A 19,845-nucleotide genomic window follows, 5' to 3' on the forward strand; every position below is an offset into this window, starting at 1 on the left:
GGCCCTCGCGGCCCTCGCGGCCCTCGCCGCGGGAGATCAGTGCGGTTCGTTCTGCAGCCGGTCGAACTCGGTGATCTCCGGGTGGTGCAGGTCGAACGCCGGGGACTCGGAGCGGACCCGCGGCAGGGTGGTGAAGTTGTGCCGCGGCGGCGGGCAGGAGGTCGCCCACTCCAGCGAGCGGCCGTAGCCCCACGGGTCGTCGACCTCGACCCTGGGCGCGTACTTGGCGGTCCGCCAGACGTTGTAGAGGAACGGCAGCGTGGAGAGCCCGAGCAGGAAGGCCCCGACGCTGGAGACGGTGTTCAGCGTGGTGAAGCCGTCCGAGGCCAGGTAGTCGGCGTAGCGGCGCGGCATGCCCTCGGCGCCCAGCCAGTGCTGGACCAGGAAGGTGGTGTGGAAGCCGACGAACAGCGTCCAGAAGTGGATCCGCCCGAGGCGCTCGTCCAGCATCCGGCCGGTCATCTTCGGCCACCAGAAGTAGAAGCCCGCGAACATCGCGAAGACCACCGTCCCGAACACCACGTAGTGGAAGTGCGCGACCACGAAGTACGAGTCGGAGACGTGGAAGTCGATCGGCGGGGAGGCCAGCAGCACGCCGGTCAGGCCGCCGAACAGGAAGGTCACCAGGAAGCCGATCGACCAGAGCATCGGGGTCTCGAAGCTGAGCGAACCGCGCCACATGGTGCCGACCCAGTTGAAGAACTTCACGCCGGTCGGCACCGCGATCAGGAAGGTCATGAAGGAGAAGAACGGCAGCAGCACCTGCCCGGTGACGAACATGTGGTGCGCCCAGACGGTGATCGACAGGCCCGCGATGGCGATGGTGGCGGCGATCAGGCCGGAGTAGCCGAAGACCGGCTTGCGGGAGAAGACCGGGAGGATCTCGGTCACGATGCCGAAGAACGGCAGCGCGATGATGTACACCTCCGGGTGCCCGAAGAACCAGAACAGGTGCTGCCAGAGCAGCGGCCCGCCGTTGGCCGGGTCGAAGACGTGCGCGCCGAACTTGCGGTCCGCTTCCAGGCAGAGCAGCGCGCCGGCCAGCACCGGGAAGGCCATCAGCACCAGGATCGAGGTCAGCAGGATGTTCCAGGTGAAGATCGACATCCGGAACAGCGTCATGCCGGGGGCGCGCAGGCAGACGATCGTGGTGACGAAGTTGACCGAGCCGAGGATGGTGCCGAAGCCGGAGAAGCCCAGGCCCATGATCCACAGGTCGGCGCCGACCCCGGGCGAGTGCACCTCGCTGTTCAGCGGCGCGTACGCGAACCAGCCGAAGTCGGCCGCGCCCTGCGGGGTCAGGAAACCGGCCACCGCGATCAGCGAGCCGAACAGGTACATCCAGTAGGCGAAGGCGTTCAGCCGGGGGAAGGCCACGTCGGGGGCACCGATGTGCAGCGGCATGAACCAGTTCGCGAAGCCCGCGAACAGCGGGGTGGCGAACATCAGCAGCATGATCGTGCCGTGCATGGTGAACGCCTGGTTGAACTGCTCGTTCGACAGGATCTGCGTCCCCGGACGGGCCAGCTCGGCCCGCATCACCAGCGCCAGCACCCCGCCGAGCAGGAAGAAGGCGAACGAGGTGGCCAGGTAGAGGGTGCCGATCTGCTTGTGGTCGGTGGTGGTCAGCCACACCACCAGCGCCCGGCCGCGGCGCGGGCGGGAGGCCCGGCCGAAGCGGCGGTGCGGGGGCGGGGGCGGCGGTGGACCGCTCCGGCCCAGTTCTGCATCGCTCGGCAGCATGGTCACCGCACCGCACCTCCGGCCTCGGGTCTGGCAGTGCGTCCAGCCCTACCAGCGGGGCGGCGGCGGCACCGGGACGCTCGCCGGGCGGTCGCCCGAAGGGGTCAGCGCGCGTGAGCAGACAGCGGGAGGAGCGGCCCGGGGAGGAACGGCGGGGCGCGGCGGGTCGGTCAGCGCCCGGCCATCCGCTCCAGGCGGGCGATCCGCTCGCGCATCGGCGGGTGGGTGGAGAACAGCTTCGCGCCGCGCTCGCCGGGGCGGAACGGGTTGGCGATCATCATGTGGCTGGCTGTCTGGAGCTGCGGCTCGGGCGGCAGCGGCAGCCGCTGGGTGCCGGCGTCCAGCTTGCGCAGGGCGTCGGCCAGGGCGAGCGGGTCGCCGGTGATCCGGGCGCCGTCGGCGTCCGCCTGGTACTCGCGGGAGCGGCTGACGGCCAGTTGGATCAGGCCGGCCGCGACCGGGCCCAGGATCATGATCGCCAGCATACCGACCAGGCCCGGGCCGTCGTCGTCGTCCGAGCGGCCGACCGGGATCAGCCAGGCGAAGTTGACCAGGAACATCACCACCGAGGCGAGCGCCCCGGCCACCGAGGAGATCAGGATGTCCCGGTTGTAGACGTGGCTCAGCTCGTGGCCGAGGACGCCGCGCAGCTCGCGCTCGTCGAGCAGTTGCAGGATGCCGTCGGTGCAGCAGACCGCCGCGTTGCGCGGGTTGCGGCCGGTGGCGAAGGCGTTCGGCGCGGGCGTCGGCGAGATGTACAGCCGGGGCATCGGCTGGCGGGCCGAGGTGGAGAGCTCGCGGACGATCCGGTACAGCTGCGGGGCCTCGATCTCGCTGACCGGCCGGGCCCGCATCGCGCGCAGCGCCAGCCGGTCGCTGTTCCAGTACGCGTACGCGTTGGTGCCGACCGCGACCAGCAGGGCCACCAGCAGACCGGTGCGGCCGAAGAAGCTGCCGATCACCAGGATCAGCGCGGACAGGCCGCCCAACAGGACGGCCGTCCGCAATCCGTTGTGGTGGCTGTGCACTGCGGACCCTCCTGTGGTGCCGGTGGAAGCCGTGGAACCGCTTCCCTCTGCCGGGATCAACGCCCCGAACTGGCCGGTTCGTTCCCCTCGGCATTCGACCACAGGTCAGAACAGGCTGCCCGACACCACCTGGAGGACCAGCTGCGGGGCCACCGAGAGCACCGCCGCGCCGCCGGCCGCCAGGCCCAGCGCGGCCCGGAGCGGGGCCGGGGAACGGCGCGGCTCGACCGCCTCGGCGGACGGCGCGAACAGCAGGGCGGTCCACTTCAGGTAGTAGGCGAGCGCGATCACCACGTTCACCGCCATCACCACGGCCAGCCAGCCCAGGCCCGCGTCCACGGCCGCGCGGAACACCACGACCTTGCCGAACAGGCCGACCACGCCGGGCGGCAGGCCGGCCAGGCAGAGCAGGAAGAAGGCCAGGGCGAGCGCCGCCCAGCGGTTGCGCCCGGCCAGGCCGCGGAAGCCGTCCAGCCGGCCGGAGCCGCCGACCAGCGCGACCGCGCCGAACGCGCCCAGGTTCACCAGGCCGTAGATCAGCGCGTACGCCACGGTCGCGCCCAGCGGCTCGGCCGAGTCGGCGTACCCGGCGGCGGCCAGCGGCACCAGCAGGTACCCGGCCTGGCCGACCGAGGACCAGGCCAGCAGCCGGACCGCCCCGTGCGGGGTGTCGGGGCGCTGGCGCAGCGCGGCCGCGTTGCCGGCCGTCATGGTGAGCGCGGCGAGCACCGCCAGCACCAGGCCCCAGGTGTGGCCGTACGGGCGGAAGGCCAGCGTGGTGACCAGGGCGAGGCCGGACAGGCCGGCCGCCTTGCCGACCACCGAGAGGTAGCCGGCCACCGGGAGCGGGGCGCCGACGTAGGTGTCGGGCACCCAGAAGTGGAACGGGACGGCGGCGGTCTTGAAGGCGAAGCCGACCAGGGTGAGCACCGCGCCCGCCTCCGCGAGCGGCTTCAACCGGCCGGGGACGTGCGCCAGTCCGTCGGCGACGCCCTGGAGCTGGAGCGTCCCGGCGGCGGCGTAGACGAAGCTGACGCCGAGCAGCATCACGGCGGTCGCGGTGACCGAGGAGAGGAAGAACTTGAGCGCGCTCTCCGCGCCCCGGCCGTCCCGGCGCAGGGCGACCAGGGCGAACGCGGGCAGGGTGGCCACCTCCAGGGCGATCACCAGGGTGGCGAGGTCCCGGGCGGCGGGCAGCAGGGCGGCGCCGCAGGCCGAGCAGAGCAGCAGGAACCAGTACTCGCCGCCCGGCAGTTTCTCGTCCTCGACGGTGTGCAGCGAGAGCAGCACGGTGAGCAGCGCGCCGCCGAGGGCGAGCAGTTGGAAGGCGAGCGCGAAGTGGTCGGCGGTATAGGAGCAGCCGCCGCTCTTGAAGCAGAACGTCGAGCGGGTGTCGCCGACCAGCGGGATCAGCGCGGCCAGCGCGGCCAGCAGGCCGACGGCGCTCAGCCAGCCCAGCAGGCGCTTGCGGGCCGCGGGCAGGAACAGGTCGGTGACCAGCACGGCGAGGGCGGTGAGCGCGGCGATCAGCGGCGGGGCGACGGCCACCCAGTCGACGGACTGGATCAGGCCGCCCGGGTCGGCGACGGCGAGCGGAGTCATGAGGGGCTGCCCCAGGTCGTGAGCGGTGGTCATCAGCCGCCTCCGAGGAGGTGCTTGACGGCCGGGTCGGAGAGGCCGAGGAGCAGGGCCGGCCACAGGCCCGCGAGCAGGGTGAGCGCGGCGAGCGGCGTCCAGCTGGCGGCTTCGTGGCCCTGGAGGTCGGGCAGGGCGGCGACCGGGGCGGGCTGCTTCGGGTCGCCCATGCAGACCCGCTTGACCACGACCAGCAGGTAGCCGGCGGTGAGCAGGGTGCCGAGGCCGGCCAGCACCATGTAGGTGAGGAAGGCGGGCCGGGAGAGCCCGGCGGCCGGGTCGAACGCGCCGTACATGGCGAGCAGTTCGCCCCAGAACCCGGCCAGTCCGGGCAGGCCGAGGCTGGCCACGGCGGCGAACGCGAGCAGCGCGCCGATCCGGGGGGCGCGGCCGTACAGGGCGGCGCCGGTGGCCCCGGCGAGGGTGTCGAGGTCGGCGGTGCCGTAGCGGTCCTTGAGCGCGCCGACCACGAAGAACAGCAAGCCGGTGATCAGGCCGTGCGCGATGTTGGCGAACAGCGCGCCGTTCAGGCCGGCCGGGGTGAGCGAGGCGATGCCGAGCAGCACGAAGCCCATGTGGCCGACCGAGGAGTAGGCGATCAGCCGCTTGAGGTCGCCCTTGGCGCCCGAATCAAAGGGCGCGGAGCGCTTCCTCAGAAGGGTGGTGGTGGGCGACGGGAGGGCCAGCGCCAGGCAGGCGAGCGAGCCGTAGACGATGCCGACGGCGGCGAACGCGCCCAGGTAGGGGGCGAAGGTCGCGGTGCCGTCCGGGACGATCGGCAGCAGGACGCGGACCAGGCCGTAGGTGCCCATCTTGAGCATCACGCCGGCCAGCAGCACCGAGCCGGCGGTGGGGGCGGCGGTGTGCGCGTCGGGCAGCCAGGAGTGCAGCGGCCAGGCCGGGGCCTTCACGGCGAGGCCGACCAGGACGGCGAGCGCGGCGATCAGCTGGGTGGTGTGCGAGAGCCCGCCGCCGTGCGCGGCGGCGAGCCGCACCATGTCGAACGTCCCGGCCTGGACGCCGATCAGCAGGAAGCCGAGCAGCATCACGGCGGAGCCGAGCAGGGTGTACAGGATGAACCGGTTCGCGGCCGCGACCTTCTGCCCGCTGCCCCAGCGCGCGATCAGGAAGTACATCGGGATCAGCACGATCTCGAAGGCCAGGAAGAACAGCACCAGGTCGAGCACCGCGAAGGTGGCCAGCATGCCGGTCTCCAGCAGGAGCAGCAGGCCGGTGAAGGCCCGGCCGCCGGGGCCCGCGGGGAGCTTCTTCAGCGAGTACAGCGCGCACAGGAAGGTGAGCAGCGCGGTGAGCACCAGCAGCGGCAGCGAGATGCCGTCGGTGCCCAGGTGCAGGCGCACGTCCAGGGCGGGAATCCAGGACACGTCGGTGACGGCCTGCATCCGGCCCGGGTCGCCGTGGTCGAAGCCGGCCGCGAGGGCGATCGCCAGCAGCAGGGTGCCGCCGGTGACGGCGGTGCCGAGGCGCAGGGCCCGCCGGTCGCCGATCGGGGCGAGCGTCAGGGCGGCGCCGAGCAGCGGCAGGGCCAGGAGGGCGATGAGGACCGCGTTCATCGGGGGCTCCAAGGGCGTGCCGGGACGGGGAGGTGAGGACGGGTCATGAGCCGACCGCCACCAGGACGGCGAGCAGCACGGCCCCGGCCAGCAGCGCGTTCAGGTAGCCCTGGGCGTTGCCGGTCTGGGCGAGGCGGACGGCGCGGCCGAGCCAGCCGGGGGCGGCGCCCGCGCCGCGCACGTACGTCTCCACCACGGCCCGGTCCAGGAAGCGGACCAGCCGGGCGGCGGCCCGGGTGGGCCGGACGAACAGGGCGCTGTACAGCCGGTCGACGCCGAAGCCGTGCTGGGCGGGCCCGTACAGCGGGCCGAGCAGCAGGCGTCCGGGGTCGGCGGCGGCCGGGGGTGCGGCGGGGACGGTGAGCGTCTCGGCGGCGGGCGGACCGGCCTGCGGGGGGACCCGGACGGGCGGGGCGGCGGCGGCCCGGGCGGCGGCGGTGCGCCAGGCGGCGTAGCCGATCAGCAGGCCGGCCACCGCGGCGCCGGTGCCGAGCACCATGGTCGCGGTGGCGGGGCGCAGCGGTTCGCCGTCGAGCAGGGCGGGCAGCCAGTCGGTGCGCAGCCCGAGCAGGCCGAAGCCCATGGTGGGGAGGGCCAGCACCCACAGCGGCCAGCGCATCGCGGCCGGTTCGGCGTGCGCCGGGTCGGCCTCGTCGATCTCCGGGGAGTACGGGGCGTCGGCGGGGGCGGCCACCGGCCGGGCGTGGAAGGCGACCAGCCAGAGCCGGGCGGCGTAGGCGGCGGTGAGCAGCGCGGTGAGCAGGCCGGCCACCAGGACCGTCCAGCCGGCGGCGGCGGGGACGGCCGAGGCGGGGCCGAGGGTGCCGGTGAGCGCCTCGCCGTGGGCGGCGTGCTCGGCGGCGGTGAGCACCGATTCCTTGGTGAAGAAGCCGGTGAACGGCGGCAGGCCGACCAGGGCGACCAGCGCGATGCCCATCGTCCAGTAGGCGTCGGGGACGCGGTGGCGCAGGCCCTCGATCCGGGACATGGCGCTGATCGAGTTGGTGTGCGCGGCGTGGATGACCACGCCGGCGGTGAGGAACAGCAGCGCCTTGAACGCGCCGTGGCCGACCAGGTGGAACACCGCGGCCTGCCGGTCGCCGGCGGCCAGCGCGCCGGTCATGTAGCCGAGTTGGCCGACCGTCGAGTAGGCGAGCACCCGCTTGAGGTCGTCCTGGGCGAGCGCGCACAGCGCGGAGCCGACCATGGTGACGGCCGCCATCACGGCGAGCACCAGCAGCGCGGCGGAGGACAGCAGGAACACCGGGAGCAGCCGGGCGACCAGGTAGACGCCGGCCGCGACCATGGTGGCGGCGTGGATCAGCGCGGAGACCGGGGTGGGGCCGGCCATCGCGTCCGGCAGCCAGGTGTGCAGCGGGAACTGGGCGCTCTTGCCGGCCACGCCGCCGAGCAGCAGCAGGGCGATCAGGGTGGGGTGCTGGAGGCCGCCGGTGGCGGCGGTGTGCAGCACGTCGGTGATCCGGAACGTCCCGGCGTCGGCGCCGAGCAGGAACAGGCCGAACAGGAACGGCACGTCGCCGAGCTTGGTGACCAGGAACGCCTTGAGCGAGGCGGTGCGGGCGTCGGCGGTCTCCCAGTGGTGGCCGATCAGGAAGTACGAGCAGATGCCCATCACCTCCCAGCCGACCAGCAGCACGATCAGGTCGCCGGAGTAGACGACCAGGAACATCGCGGCGGTGAACAGCGAGACCAGGGCCGCGTACGAGGGGTAGCGCGGGTCGTCCTTGAGGTAGGCCGTGGAGTAGACCTGCACGCAGGTGGCGACCAGGCCGACCAGCACCGAGATCAGCGAGGAGAAGCCGTCCAGGTGCAGGGCGAGCGAGATGTCGGGGCCGCCGGTGGGGGCGAGCCGGGTGCCGGCGTCCAGGGTGCCCCCGGTGCCCAGTTGCAGGGCGGTGACCAGGGCGAGCACGGCGGACACCGCGACCGGCAGCACCGCCAGCGGGCGGGCCAGTCCGGGGTACCGGCGGCCGGTGGCGAGGCCGGCGGCGGCGCCGAGCGCGGGCAGCACGGGGACGAGGATCGGCAGCGCGAGGTTCATGCGGCGGCCCGCTCCTTCTCTCCGTCGGAGAGTTCGTCCGCCTCGTGGCGGTCGCCGAGCGCGGTGACCCCGTCGACGGCGGCGGTGCGGCGGGTGCGGTAGACCAGCAGCACGATCGCCAGGCCGAGGCCGATCTCGGCGGCGGCGATGGTGATGGTGAACAGGGTGAGCGCCTGGCCGGCGTGCAGGGTGTCGCGCAGCCAGACGTCGAAGGCGACCAGGTTGAGGTTGACGGCGTTGAGCATCAGCTCGACGGACATCAGCACCAGGACGACGTTGCGCCGGGCGAGCACGCCGTACACGCCGACGCTGAACAGCAGCACGGCGAGGACGGCGGGGTAGACGAGGTGCACGTCAGCGCTCCTTCGGCTGGGTCGGGGCGGTGCGCGGCTTCCCGGTGCGCAGCTTCCCGGCCCGGGGCCGGGCCCGGCCGTCCCCGGTGCGGGACAGCACGATCGCGCCGACCAGTGCGGCGAGCAGCAGCACCGACAGCGCCTCGAACGGCAGCACCCAGTGCGAGAACAGGTACTCGCCGGTCAGCCGGGTGGTGCCGACCGCGCCGGACAGGTCGATCCAGGACGAGCGGAACGCGTCCACCACCAGGGTGACCAGGGTCGCGGCGGAGGCCAGGCCGACGGCGAGCGCGGCCGGGCGGTTGCCGGAGTCGGCGTCCGGGGAGCGGCCGATCGGGGCGCGGGTCAGCATCAGGCCGAACAGCACCAGCACGATCACCGAGCCCAGGTACACCAGCACCTGCACCCAGGCCACGAACTCGGCCGTCAGCAGCAGGAACTCGACCGCCAGCCCGCCCAGCGCGACCACCAGCCAGAGCGCGGCGTGCACCAGCCGGCGGGTGGTCACCGAGACCACGGCGGCGCCGAGCACGAGCACACCGACCAGCAGGAAGACGATCTCCTGCCCGGTCGGCGAGAGGTACGAGCGCGCGGCGGGCTCCAGCGGGCCCGCCGCGGCCAGCAGGGTGCTCAACTCTCCCCACCCTCCTCGGCGGAGGCCGCCGCCGCTGCGGCGGCGGCCAGCTTGTCGGCGGCCTTGCGGGCCATGGCGATCTCCTTGGGCTCCTCCGCCGCGGCGTCGTGCGCGGGCGGCGGCGGGACGGTCCACATCCACTCGCGCAGCCGCTCACGCTCGTGGGTGAGCTCGCGGATGTCGGTCTCCGCGTACTCGAACTCCGGGGACCAGAACAGCGCGTCGAACGGGCAGACCTCGACGCAGATCCCGCAGTACATGCAGAGCGAGAAGTCGATCGCGAAGCGGTCCAGCACGTTGCGGGTGCGGGCGCGGGCGTTCGGGTCGGCGGCGGGCAGCGTCTCCTTGTGGGAGTCGATGTAGATGCACCAGTCCGGGCACTCGCGGGCGCACAGCATGCAGACCGTGCAGTTCTCCTCCAGCAGCGCGATCACGCCGCGCGAGCGCGGCGGCAGGTCGGGCTGCACGTCGGGGTACTGCGCGGTGACGGTCTTCCGCACCATCGTGCGCAGGGTGACGGCCAGGCCCTTGGCCAGGCCGGAGCCGGGAATTCCCATTACGAGATCGCCACCTTGATGATGCCGGTCAGGGCGAGCTGGGCCAGCGCCAGCGGGATCAGCACCGTCCACGCGAAGCGCATCAGCTGGTCCTCGCGCAGCCGCGGGTAGGTGACCCGCAGCCAGAGCACCACGAAGGCCAGCGCGAAGGTCTTCACCAGCGTCCACAGCCAGCCGAGGCCGTCCGAGAACGGGCCGTGCCAGCCGCCCAGGAACAGCACCGAGGTCAGGCCGCAGAGCACCACGATGCCCGCGTACTCGGCGAGCAGGAACAGCGCGAAGCGCAGGCCGGTGTACTCGGTGTACGCGCCGAAGATGATCTCCGAGTCGGCCACCGGCATGTCGAACGGCGGACGCTGCAACTCGGCCAACCCGGCCGTGAAGAACACGAACGCGCCGATCAACTGCCACGGCACCCACCACCAGTGGAAGGCGTCCACGATGCCCGGCAGCGAGACGGTGCCCGCCGCCATCGCCACCGAGGCGGCGGCCAGCAGCATCGGCAGCTCGTACGACATCAACTGCGCGGCCGTGCGCAGCGCGCCCAGCAGCGAGAACTTGTTGGCCGACGCCCAACCCGCCATCAGCGAGCCCAGCACGCCGACGCCCATCACGGCCAGCACGAAGAAGATGCCCGCGTCGACCACCTGGCCGACCATCCCGTCCGGCCCGACCGGGATCACCAGCAGCACCAGCAGGTACGGCAGCAGCGCGACGGCCGGAGCCAGTTGGAAGATCCGCCGGTCGGCCCCGGACGGGACGACGTTCTCCTTCTGGACGAACTTCACCCCGTCCGCGACCAGTTGTGCCCACCCGTGGAACCCGCCCGCGTACATCGGCCCGAGCCGGCCCTGCATGTGCGCCATCACCTTGTGCTCGGCCTGACCGACCACCAGCGGCAGCACCAGGAACGCCACCAGCGTGCCGACACAGCGCAGCAGCGTGTCGAGGAGGTTCACGCGCTGTCTCCGTCCTGCTCGATGGGGTGCTCGGGCTGCGACTGTTCCGACTGCGGCTGTTCCGACCGCTCGGGCTGCTCGGACCGCTCCGACTGCGCCGGCCCGGACTCCGGCTGCGCCGACTCGGGCTGCGGCTGTTCGGGCCGCGACTGCTCCGGCTCCGCCGATTGGGCCTGCTCAACCTGCCCCGACTTCGCCCGCCCGGGCTCCGGCTGCGCCGACTCGGGTTGCGACTGCTGCGGCTCCGCCCGCCCGGACCCTGCCGACCTGAGCTGCCCGCTCTCCACCGACCCGGGCTGCTCAGCCTGCGGCTGTTCCGGCTGCGCCGAACCGGGCTGCTCGGCCTGCTCCGGCACGGATTCCGGCTCCGGCCCCGGCCGTTCCGGCTTCGCCGACTCACGCTGCTCGGCCTGCTCGGGCTTCACCGACCCAGCCTGCTCGGCCTGTTCAGGCTTTGCCGACCCGGCCTGCTCAGCCTGCCCGGCCTGCTCGGCCTGCTCGCTTTTCACCGATCCGGCCTGCCCAGCCTGCGGCCGTTCCGGCTTCGCCGACCCGCGCTGCTCAGCCTGCTCGACCTGCTCGGACTTTGCCGACCCGGCCTGCTCAGCCCGCCCGGCCTGCGGCTGTCCCGGCTTCACCGGCCCAGCCTGCTCGGCCTGTTCAGGCTCCGCCCGCCCAGGCTCGGGCTTCTCGTCGTGGGCCGGGACGGGCGCGTGCCACGGGGCGTCGGACGACTGGGTGCGGGCGGCGCGGCGCGGGGGCTCGGGCTGTTCGGCCGGGGTCTCGGGGGTCGCCTGGCTGACGGAGCCCTCGCCGACGCTGCGGGTGCGGCGCGGTCGGTCGGCGCGGACCGGCGGGGTCTCGGGGGCGGCGCCGGCGGCCGGGGCGGCCTGGCTCGCGGAGCCCGTCTCGACGCTGCGGGTGCGGCGCGGTCGGTCGACGCCGGCGGCCGCGCCGGCCCGTGCGCCGCGGGCGGGGCGTTCGGCGACCGGCGGCAGGGTGCCCTTGAGCGGGCCCCACTCGTTCGGGTCGGGGACGCCGGCGGGCTGCATCTTGCGCCGGGCCGGGCCGCCGTGCTCGGCGGACTCGCCGGGCTCCTTGGCGCCGGGCCAGTCCTTGGCGACCCGGGCGGCCAGCACGAAGTCCTTGCGCAGCGGGTGGCCCTCGAAGCCGTCCGGCAGCAGCAGGGTGACGGGGTGCGGGTGGCCCGGGAACTCGATGCCGAACATCTCCAGGGTCTCCCGCTCGTGCCAGGCGGCACCGGCGTACACCCCGACGGCGGTGGGCAGCGCGGCCTTCTCGCGCGGCACCCGGGTGCGCAGCAGCAGCCGGCGCACGCCGCCGGGCTCGCCGACGGCGGCCAGGTGCGCGCAGACCGCGAAGCCCCGGTCGAGGTCGTCGACGGCGCTCAGCCAGTCCAGGAAGGTCAGGCCGAGGGTGTCGCGGGCGGCGGTGAGCGCCTCGATCCAGTGCTCGGCGGGCACGTCGACGGTGAGCAGGTCGTACGCCTCGGCGGCGGTCGCCCAGGGGCCGACGGCCGCGGCGGTGCGCTCGGCGGGGGTCGGCTCCGGTGCCCGCTCGGGCGTCCCGGAGGTGTCCGGGGTGTCCGGGGTGTCGGTCACTGCCCCTCCTCCCCGGGCGCGGTGCGCAGCGGGCGGCCCAGCGCGGCGGCGGGCGCGGTGTAGCGCTGCGGCACGTCCTCGGCGGCGATCTTCTCCTGGAGCTTGAGGATGCCCTGGAGCAGCGCCTCGGGCCGGGGCGGGCAGCCGGGCACGTAGACGTCGACCGGGATGATCTGGTCGACGCCCTTGGTGACGGAGTACGAGTCCCAGTACGGGCCGCCGGAGTTGGCGCAGGCGCCGAAGGAGATGACGTACTTCGGTTCGGGCATCTGCTCGTACAGGCGCTTGACGGCGGGGGCCATCTTGTCGGTGACGGTGCCCGAGACGATCATCAGGTCGGCCTGCCGGGGGCCGGGCGCGAACGGGATGACACCCATCCGGATGAAGTCGTGCTTGGCCATCGACGCGGCGATGAACTCGATCGCGCAGCAGGCCAGTCCGAAGTTGAAGCACCAGAGGCTGTAGCGGCGGCCCCAGTTGAGCACCACCTTGACCGGGTCCGGGGCGAGCCGGGCCAGCGGGCCGAGGCGGCGTTGCTCGACGGCGGCGCCCGGGCGGGCCGGGTCGGGGATGCCGAGCGGGACGGGGCCGGAGCCGGGCGTCCCGTGCGAGTGCGTCACGTCCATTCCAGAACGCCCTTCTTCCAGGCGTAGAGCAGTCCGACCGCGAGGAACCCGATGAAGACGAACATCTCCACCAGCGTGGCCGCCCCGAAGCCGGCGGCGGCGAACACCGTGGCCCACGGGAACAGGTAGATCGCGTCGACCGCGAAGATCACGTAGAGGAAGGCGTAGACGTAGTACCGGATCTGGGTGTGCGCCCAGCCCTCGCCGACCGGGTCGACCCCGCACTCGTAGGCGAGCAGCTTCTCGGGGGTGTCGACCACCGGTCGCAGCAGGCGGTTCGCGGTGAAGGCCACCACGACGAAGAGGACGCCGATGACCGCCAGCAGACCGATCGCCGCGTAGGCGTCGAAGTAGCCGCTGCCGGCGGCGGGGTCGGCAGCGAGCGGCTGCCACTCCATGGGTCACGCCCTTCTTCTTTGCCCGTCCATAACCATCGCTATCGCGGGAGTCTATGTGTACCGCTCGTTTACTCCGCCACCTGCCCGTCCTGCAAGACGGCCGGTGGACACCCCGCGGACACCGGCGGAATTCCGTCCACGACCGTTCCAGAGCCCGTTCCGGGGCCGGTCCGGGGCCGGTCCGGGCCCTGGGTGCAGGTCGGGGGGTGGGGATAACCCCCGGAAGAAGACGGTGTGCAGCACCATGGCGGGGGGCGGTCGCCGAACGGGATGCTGGTGATCGACGAAACACGGCGAGACCACCAGGAGAGGGCGCCGACCATGGAGGACGAGGCGAAGCGCCCGTCGTTGTACGGGGCACGGCTGTGGCGGGAGGTGCGGAACTCGCTGCTGAACCTGCCGATCGGGGTGGTCGGGTTCGCCGTGACGGCGGTGCTGCTGACGGCCGGGCTGGGCCTGGCGGTGACGGTGATCGGGCTGCCGCTGCTGGCCTTCGGGCTGGGCTGTTGCCGCCAGCTCGGGCGGCTGGCCCGGGTCCGGGCGCGGGCCGAGCTGGGCAGTGCGGTCGCCGAGCCGGAGCCGCTGCGCCCGAGCCGGGCCGGGCCGGCCGGCCGAGTGACGGCCTCGCTGGCCGACGGGCTGGGCTGGCGCTCGGCGCTGTACTGCGTGGTGCTGCTGATCTGGGGGATTCTCAGCTTCACGCTGACGCTGGTGCTGCTGGTGGTCGGCTGGCCGGTGCTGCCCTGGGCGATGCGGGCGATCGGCGCGGTCTCCCGGTGGCTGGTGGAGGTGCTGCTGGCGCCGGGCGCGCTGGCCGAGCGGGTCCGCGAGCTGGAGGACGACCGGGGCGTGGTGGTCGACACCGCCGCGGCCGACCTGCGCCGGATCGAACGGGACCTGCACGACGGCGCGCAGGCCCGGCTGGTCGCGCTGGCAATGGACCTGGGCCTGGCCAAGGAGAAGCTGACGGAGGACCCGGCGGCGGCCCGGCAGATGGTCGACGCGGCGCACGGCGAGGTCAAGCTGGCCCTGCGGGAGCTGCGCGACCTGGCCCGCGGCATCCACCCCGCGGTGCTCACCGACCGCGGGCTGGACGCGGCGCTCTCCTCGGTCGCGGCCCGCTGCACGCTGCCCGGCGGCGTCCGGGTGCACGTCGAGCTGGGCGGCGAGCGGCCGGACTCCGCGGTCGAGGGCATCGCCTACTTCACCGTCAGCGAGCTGCTGACCAACGCCTCCAAGCACTCCGGCGCCCGCACCGCCTCGGTGGACGTCTGGCGCCAGGACGACCGGCTGATGCTGACGGTGCGGGACGACGGCCGCGGCGGGGCCCGGGTGCACCCCGGCGGCGGGCTGGCCGGCCTGGTCGAGCGCGCCGAGTCGGTGGACGGCGTGTTCGTGGTGGAGAGCCCGGCGGAGGGCCCGACCTCGGTGACGGTCGAGCTGCCGTGGCACACCCGGGCCGGCCACCGGGGCTGAGCGACGCCGCCCCCGGCCGCGCGGGCCGGGGGCGGACGTGGACGGGCCCGGAGTGCCGCCTCCCTTGCGCGGTACGGCACTCCGGGCCCGGGTCTGTCGGGCGGGCTACAGCGTCCCGAGGGTGACCTCCGCGCTCTTGTCCTGCCCGTCCCGCTGGTAGCCGACGGTGACCTTGGCACCGGGGCTCTGCGAGGCCAGCGCGGTGGTCAGCGCGGAGGGGCTGGTGATCGCGGTGTCGCCGACCTTGGTGATCACGTCGCCCGCCTGGAGGCCGGCCGAGGCGGCCGGGCCGCCGTCGACCACCGAGACCACCGCGGCGCCGGCCGGCTGGAAGTTCGCGTCGAAGTACGGGCGGACGGTCACCCCGAGCGCGGCCCGGCCGGAGTTGCTGACCTTGCCGTCCTTGATCAGCTGGCCGGCGATGCTCGTCACGGTGGCGGCGGGGATGGCGAAGCCGATGCCGGGCGCGGCCGAGCCGTTCAGCTCCGGGTCGACGGCGGTGAGCGTGTTGATCCCGATCACCTGGCTGGAGAGGTTGACCAGCGCGCCGCCGCTGTTGCCGGGGTTGATCGCGGCCGAGGTCTGCACCATGTTGCCGATGGTGGCGCCCGGCGAGTCGGTGGTCTTGGGCTCGCTGACCGTCCGCCCGACCGCCGAGACGATGCCCTGGGTGACGCTGCTGGACAGGCCGAGCGGGCTGCCCATCGCCAGCGTGATCTGCCCGACCGCGACCTTGGCGCTGTCCGCGAAGGCGGCGGGCTTGAGGCCGCCGGGCGGGTTGTTGAGCCTGATCACCGCGAGGTCGGAGTCCGGGTAGCTGCCGACCAGCGCGGCGTCCAGCGGCTTGGTGCTGTTGGCCAGCGTCACGGTGAAGGTGGTGGCGGTGCCGACCACGTGCGCGTTGGTGACGATGTCGCCCTTGTCGTCGAAGACGATCCCGGAGCCGAGGCTGTCCCCGGCGGTGATCTGCACCACCGAGGGCAGCACCTGGGAGATCACCTGCTGGTAGTCCTGCTCCAGCTGGTTGCTGCTGGAGGGGGCGGGCGCGGACGAGGAACTGCTGGCCGCCGCGGTGGAGCTGGAGCCGGAGCCGGAGCTGGAGCAGCCGGTCAGCAGCAGCGCCGCCGAGGCGAGCGCCGCCACGGGCCCGAGCCACAGCTTGGGCCCGGTCGGCCGGGGGCCGGCCGGGATCGGGCGGGTCGGTTCCTTCTTGGGGCGCACGGCGGCCACCTCCGGTCGCTGGACAGAGCTTTGTCACTATTTCACCGATATGTCCGAATGCCCGTGCGGACACACCACGGCACCGGGAAAAGGCCGCGTCCAGTGGCGCGTCAGGCGACCTCTGCCCGGCGAGGAGCGGTGTCCGGTGCGCGTGCTCTCGGCGTGCCGGCCGGAAGCCCTCGTACTGGGTGTACTCGGGTTTTCGGCCGGTGCGGCGAGAGTGCGTGCCGGGCGCCGCGACGGGGCGGAGGTCGTCTGACGCGGCACTAGGATCGGGCCATGACCTGGTTGATCACCGGCGGTGCCGGTTACATCGGCGGACACGTAGTCAAGGAACTGGCCGGGGCGGGCGAGCCGGTAGTCGTCCTGGACGACCTGAGCAGCGGTTCGGCCGACCGCCTGCCCGCCGGGGTCCCCCTGGTGGAGGGCTCCACCCTGGACCGGCCGCTGCTGGACAAGGTGATCGCCGAGCACGGGGTGACCGGCATCCTGCACATCGCCGCCAAGAAGCAGGTCGGCGAGTCGGTCAGCGAGCCGCTGCACTACTACCGGGAGAACGTCGAGGGCCTGCGCCTGGTCCTGGAGGCCGCGGCGGCCGGCGGCGTGCGCCGGATTCTGCTCTCCTCCTCCGCCGCCGTCTACGGCATGCCGGACGTCGACCTGGTCACCGAGTCCACCCCGTGCGCGCCGATCAACCCGTACGGCGAGACCAAGCTGATCGGTGAGTGGCTGCTGAACGCCTCCGCCACCGCCTACGGGATGTCCACCGTGGCGCTGCGCTACTTCAACGTGGCGGGCGCGGCCACCCCGGAGCTGTCCGACGAGGGCGTCACCAACCTGGTCCCGATGGTGTTCGAGCGGCTGGCGGCCGGCCGGGCCCCGCTGGTCTTCGGCGCCGACTACCCGACCCCGGACGGCACCTGCGTCCGGGACTTCATCCACGTCTCGGACATCGCCTCCGCCCACCTGGCGGCGGTCCGCCGGCTGAACGCGGCCGGGCCGGACGAGCGGGTCAACCTGACCCTGAACATCGGCCGCGGCGAGGGCGTCTCGGTGCGGGAGATGCTCGCCGAGATCGCCGAGGTCACCGGCATCGACACGGCCGCCGAGATCGCCCCGCGCCGCCCCGGCGACCCGGCCCGGGTGGTGGCCGCCGCCGACCTGATCCGGCGGGAGCTCGGCTGGAGCGCCCGGTACGACGTGCGCGAGATGGTCGCCTCCGCCTGGGCCGGCTGGCAGCACCGCCACCCGTAGCCCCGGGCCCGCGCGGATCGGCCCCGGACCTCGCCGCGAGGTCCGGGGCCGTACCGTTTCGCCGCGCTACTGCGGGACGGCGGTGCCGTAGAAGGAGTCCAGCGCGTACACGCAGCGGTCCTTGGAGCCGACGAAGACCCGGCCGCCGACCGCGACCGGGGAGCCGGTCAGCTCGCCCTTGGTGCCCAGCTCCCAGCGCAGCCGGCCGGTGGCCAGCTCCAGGGTGTGCAGCGAGTGGTCGCGGCTGCCCAGGTGCACCAGGCCCTCGGCTACCGCCGGGGAGCCGACCAGGTCGCCCCGGGTGGTGTAGCGCCAGCGCTCCCGGCCGCCGGCCGCCTCGAAGGCGAACAGGGTGTCGCCGGAGCCCAGCAGCACCGTCCCGTCCGCGACCACGGCCGGCTCGGCGCCCTGCCGGGCGGCGGTGGCGGCCCGCCAGCGACCGTGCCCGGTGGCGGCGTCCAGCGCGTACAGGGTGCCGAGGTAGTCGGCGACGTACACCGCCCGGCCGTCCACCGCGGGCGGGGTGAACAGCGCCACCGGCGCGTCGAAGCGCCAGTGCTCGGCGCCGGTGGCGGCGTCCAGCGCGTGCACCCGCTGACCGGACGTCACGTACAGCACGCCGCCCTGCTCGACCGGCCGGGAGGGCACCTTGCCGCCCAGCGGCACCGACCAGCGCACCCCGCCGCCGCGCGGGTCGACGCAGTGCAGCCGGCCGCCGCCCTGGTAGTAGGCGGCGCCGCCGACCAGCGCCGGGCCGGACTGCGGGTTCTCGTACTCCTGCTGGGCGTCGTCGGCCCGCCACAGCTCGGCGCCGGTGGCCGCCGCGCGCAGCTGCACGCCGCCGCCGCGCACCCCGCAGCACAGCACGCCGTCGGCGGCGTCCAGCGCGTACACCCAGCCGTCCAGCGAGTGCCGCCAGCGCTCGGTGCCGTCGGCGGCGTCCACCGTGTACAGGTGCGGGCCGTCGGCGGCGTGCACCCGGCCGGCGTCGACGGCCAGCGCCCAGGCCACGTCCCGGGTCTTCCAGCGGCGCTCGCCGGAGCCGATGTCCAGCGCGTGCACCTCGAAGCTGGAGGCGAACAGGACGCCGTCGGCGACCACCGGGGTGCCCCACACGTCGTTCGACATCCGGAACCGCCAGGGCCGCCAGCGCGCGGCGGGCTGCGGCGGGGCGGCGGACGGCGCGGAGCTGCGGCGCACCCAGTCGGTGCCGACCGGGGCGGGCGTCGGCGCGGCCGGTTCGGCCCGCGGCCCGGGCCCTATCGGCACGTGCGCGCCGGGCAGCCGGATCTCGCCGTCGCCACCCGGGTCGCCGACCGGCGGCCGCCGGTGCGGGCGCACCCGCTCGGTGACCACCTCGGCCTCGGAGGCCGGCCCGGCGGCGCCGACCGGGGCCGGGGCGCCCGGCAGCGGCGGCGGCCCGACCGGCTGGGCCGGCAGCGCCAGCTGGGGCTGCTGGGGCTGCGGCCGGGCCGGGGGCTGCTGGGCGCTGACGGGACGTCTGCTGCTGCGCTTAGCCTCGATCAGGTCGAGCGCGGCGGGCGGCAGCCAGTCCCCCGCCTCGCCGGAGGCGTCGGCCCGGGAGAACAGGTGCGGGGCCAGCTCGGCCTGGATCTGGGCGGGCGTGGGCCGGTGCTCGGGCGTGGGCCGCATGCAGGCCCGGACCAGGTCGACCAGCTCGACCGGCAGCCCGGACAGGTCGGGCTGGTCGCGCAGCAGCTGGAACACCGTCTCGACCGGGTTGGAGCCGCGGTAGGGCGGGTGCCCGGTGGCGCAGAACACCACCAGCGAGCCGAGCGAGAACACGTCGCTGGCACCGGTGACGCTGCGGCTGTCCCGGGCCTGCTCGGGCGACATGTAGGCGGGCGTGCCGACCGCGACGTTGGTCATGGTGAGCCGGGTGCTGGAGACCCCGGCGGCGATGCCGAAGTCGATCACCCGGGGTCCGTCCTCGACCACCAGCACGTTGGACGGCTTGAGGTCACGGTGGACCAGGCCCGCGGCGTGGATGGACTGCAGCGCCTCGGCGATGCCCGCGGTCAGCCAGCGCACCGCGTCGGCGGGCAGCGGCCCGCAGTCGGTGACCAGGTCCTCCAGCGAGGGCGCGGGCACGTACGCGGTGGCCAGCCACGGGACGGCCGCGTCGGCGTCGGCGTCCACCACGGCGGCGGTGTAGAAGCCGCCGACCGTCTTGGCGGCGGCGATCTCGCGGGCGAAGCGGACCCGGAACAGGTTGTCCTCGGCCAGCTCGGTGCGGACGGTCTTGATGGCCACCCGGCGTCCCGAGGCCGACCGGGCCAGGTACACCAGGCCCATGCCGCCCGCGCCGAGCCGGGCCAGCACTTCGAAGGGCCCGATCCGCCTCGGATCGTGCGCCGTCAGCTGGTCCACTCCTCAGCCACCTCCCCTTCCGCCAACGCCCCCCGGCGGTGGCGCCCCCCGATTCTCCAATGCCCGCCGCCCGGGAGCCAATCTCCCCCGCCCGGGACACGCCCCCGGGTACCGGAGCCGCCCGCTCCGGGTCCGCCCGCCGGTCCGCCCCGGGCCCGCCCGCGGGACCCCGGCGGACCCCCCTCAGCTGACTTGTCGTCACGCTGTGGGGTCATCAGCACACGGGGGGGCAACAACTCAAGCAGAAATGGCACGGTTTCCCCCCTCACCCGGACTAATAGTCGCACTACCGATTAGCGCCAAGATCTCACC

16 protein-coding genes are annotated in these 19,845 nt (G+C 73.9%); 2 read left to right on the forward strand and 14 right to left on the reverse strand.

Annotation, left to right across the window (positions count from 1 at the left end):
• Nucleotides 1–36: 36 nt before the first annotated feature.
• From ctaD to QMQ26_RS15100, 12 genes are all read right to left on the reverse strand, one after another.
• Nucleotides 37–1,743, reverse strand: coding sequence for an aa3-type cytochrome oxidase subunit I (ctaD, locus tag QMQ26_RS15045; protein WP_282206528.1), 1,707 nt, complete (start codon nt 1,741–1,743; stop codon nt 37–39).
• Between the two features lie 170 nt (nt 1,744–1,913).
• Nucleotides 1,914–2,771 (reverse strand): zinc metalloprotease HtpX, encoded by an 858-nt coding sequence (gene htpX, locus QMQ26_RS15050; protein WP_100837770.1) that lies wholly within the window; start codon nt 2,769–2,771, stop codon nt 1,914–1,916.
• A 105-nt stretch (nt 2,772–2,876) separates the two neighbouring features.
• Nucleotides 2,877–4,373, reverse strand: coding sequence for an NADH-quinone oxidoreductase subunit N (locus QMQ26_RS15055; RefSeq protein WP_282206529.1), 1,497 nt, complete (start codon nt 4,371–4,373; stop codon nt 2,877–2,879).
• 32 nt (nt 4,374–4,405) lie between these two features.
• Nucleotides 4,406–5,980 carry a complex I subunit 4 family protein gene (locus QMQ26_RS15060; protein WP_282206000.1) on the reverse strand — a complete coding sequence of 525 codons (1,575 nt, stop codon included), beginning with the start codon at nt 5,978–5,980 and terminating at the stop codon, nt 4,406–4,408.
• A gap of 43 nt (nt 5,981–6,023) precedes the next feature.
• Nucleotides 6,024–8,042, reverse strand: coding sequence for an NADH-quinone oxidoreductase subunit 5 family protein (locus tag QMQ26_RS15065; protein ID WP_282206001.1), 2,019 nt, complete (start codon nt 8,040–8,042; stop codon nt 6,024–6,026).
• Complete coding sequence (gene nuoK / locus QMQ26_RS15070; RefSeq protein WP_282206002.1) at nt 8,039–8,395, reverse strand: NADH-quinone oxidoreductase subunit NuoK; 357 nt, start codon at nt 8,393–8,395, stop codon at nt 8,039–8,041. The genes QMQ26_RS15065 and nuoK overlap by 4 nt, the downstream gene beginning before the upstream one ends.
• Nucleotide 8,396: 1 nt before the next feature.
• A complete protein-coding gene (locus tag QMQ26_RS15075) occupies nt 8,397–9,029 on the reverse strand; it encodes an NADH-quinone oxidoreductase subunit J family protein (protein ID WP_282206003.1) in 633 nt (210 codons plus the stop codon).
• Nucleotides 9,026–9,586 carry a NuoI/complex I 23 kDa subunit family protein gene (locus QMQ26_RS15080; protein ID WP_100837765.1) on the reverse strand — a complete coding sequence of 187 codons (561 nt, stop codon included), beginning with the start codon at nt 9,584–9,586 and terminating at the stop codon, nt 9,026–9,028. The genes QMQ26_RS15075 and QMQ26_RS15080 overlap by 4 nt, the downstream gene beginning before the upstream one ends.
• A complete protein-coding gene (gene nuoH / locus QMQ26_RS15085; RefSeq protein ID WP_100837764.1) occupies nt 9,586–10,545 on the reverse strand; it encodes an NADH-quinone oxidoreductase subunit NuoH in 960 nt (319 codons plus the stop codon). The genes QMQ26_RS15080 and nuoH overlap by 1 nt, the downstream gene beginning before the upstream one ends.
• Nucleotides 10,542–12,167 carry an NADH-quinone oxidoreductase subunit C gene (locus QMQ26_RS15090; RefSeq protein WP_282206004.1) on the reverse strand — a complete coding sequence of 542 codons (1,626 nt, stop codon included), beginning with the start codon at nt 12,165–12,167 and terminating at the stop codon, nt 10,542–10,544. The genes nuoH and QMQ26_RS15090 overlap by 4 nt, the downstream gene beginning before the upstream one ends.
• Entirely contained in the window at nt 12,164–12,793 is a 630-nt protein-coding gene (locus tag QMQ26_RS15095; protein ID WP_100837762.1) for an NADH-quinone oxidoreductase subunit B, read from the reverse strand. Before QMQ26_RS15095 ends, QMQ26_RS15090 begins: the two co-directional genes overlap by 4 nt.
• Nucleotides 12,784–13,191, reverse strand: a complete 408-nt coding sequence (locus tag QMQ26_RS15100) for an NADH-quinone oxidoreductase subunit A (RefSeq protein ID WP_111554876.1) — start codon at nt 13,189–13,191, stop codon at nt 12,784–12,786. Before QMQ26_RS15100 ends, QMQ26_RS15095 begins: the two co-directional genes overlap by 10 nt.
• 321 nt (nt 13,192–13,512) lie before the next feature.
• On the opposite strand from QMQ26_RS15100, the gene QMQ26_RS15105 reads away from it, so the two are divergent.
• Entirely contained in the window at nt 13,513–14,667 is a 1,155-nt protein-coding gene (locus QMQ26_RS15105) for a sensor histidine kinase (protein WP_282206005.1), read from the forward strand.
• Nucleotides 14,668–14,772: 105 nt separating this feature from the next.
• Here QMQ26_RS15105 and QMQ26_RS15110 read toward each other — a convergent pair whose 3' ends face one another.
• On the reverse strand, nt 14,773–15,858 hold the full coding sequence (locus tag QMQ26_RS15110; protein WP_404814180.1) for a S1C family serine protease: 1,086 nt from the start codon (nt 15,856–15,858) through the stop codon (nt 14,773–14,775).
• A 309-nt stretch (nt 15,859–16,167) separates the two neighbouring features.
• On the opposite strand from QMQ26_RS15110, the gene galE reads away from it, so the two are divergent.
• Entirely contained in the window at nt 16,168–17,142 is a 975-nt protein-coding gene (galE, locus tag QMQ26_RS15115) for a UDP-glucose 4-epimerase GalE (RefSeq protein ID WP_100837758.1), read from the forward strand.
• A 66-nt stretch (nt 17,143–17,208) separates the two neighbouring features.
• Here galE and QMQ26_RS15120 read toward each other — a convergent pair whose 3' ends face one another.
• Entirely contained in the window at nt 17,209–19,533 is a 2,325-nt protein-coding gene (locus QMQ26_RS15120; protein ID WP_282206006.1) for a serine/threonine-protein kinase, read from the reverse strand.
• Between the last annotated feature and the right edge of the window lie 312 nt (nt 19,534–19,845).

Origin of the sequence: Kitasatospora fiedleri, from assembly GCF_948472415.1 — a bacterium.
In the GTDB taxonomy this organism is placed as follows: domain Bacteria; phylum Actinomycetota; class Actinomycetes; order Streptomycetales; family Streptomycetaceae; genus Kitasatospora; species Kitasatospora fiedleri.

What these genes read in the sequence shown, in the direction of transcription:
- QMQ26_RS15100 (WP_111554876.1), bottom strand. Translation starts at nt 13,191, where the DNA reads ATGGAGTGGCAGCCGCTCGCTGCCGACCCCGCCGCCGGCAGCGGCTAC.
- QMQ26_RS15105 (WP_282206005.1), top strand. Translation starts at nt 13,513, where the DNA reads ATGGAGGACGAGGCGAAGCGCCCGTCGTTGTACGGGGCACGGCTGTGG.
- QMQ26_RS15055 (WP_282206529.1), bottom strand. Translation starts at nt 4,373, where the DNA reads ATGACTCCGCTCGCCGTCGCCGACCCGGGCGGCCTGATCCAGTCCGTC.
- QMQ26_RS15060 (WP_282206000.1), bottom strand. Translation starts at nt 5,980, where the DNA reads ATGAACGCGGTCCTCATCGCCCTCCTGGCCCTGCCGCTGCTCGGCGCC.
- ctaD (WP_282206528.1), bottom strand. Translation starts at nt 1,743, where the DNA reads ATGCTGCCGAGCGATGCAGAACTGGGCCGGAGCGGTCCACCGCCGCCC.
- QMQ26_RS15065 (WP_282206001.1), bottom strand. Translation starts at nt 8,042, where the DNA reads ATGAACCTCGCGCTGCCGATCCTCGTCCCCGTGCTGCCCGCGCTCGGC.
- galE (WP_100837758.1), top strand. Translation starts at nt 16,168, where the DNA reads ATGACCTGGTTGATCACCGGCGGTGCCGGTTACATCGGCGGACACGTA.
- QMQ26_RS15080 (WP_100837765.1), bottom strand. Translation starts at nt 9,586, where the DNA reads ATGGGAATTCCCGGCTCCGGCCTGGCCAAGGGCCTGGCCGTCACCCTG.
- QMQ26_RS15095 (WP_100837762.1), bottom strand. Translation starts at nt 12,793, where the DNA reads ATGGACGTGACGCACTCGCACGGGACGCCCGGCTCCGGCCCCGTCCCG.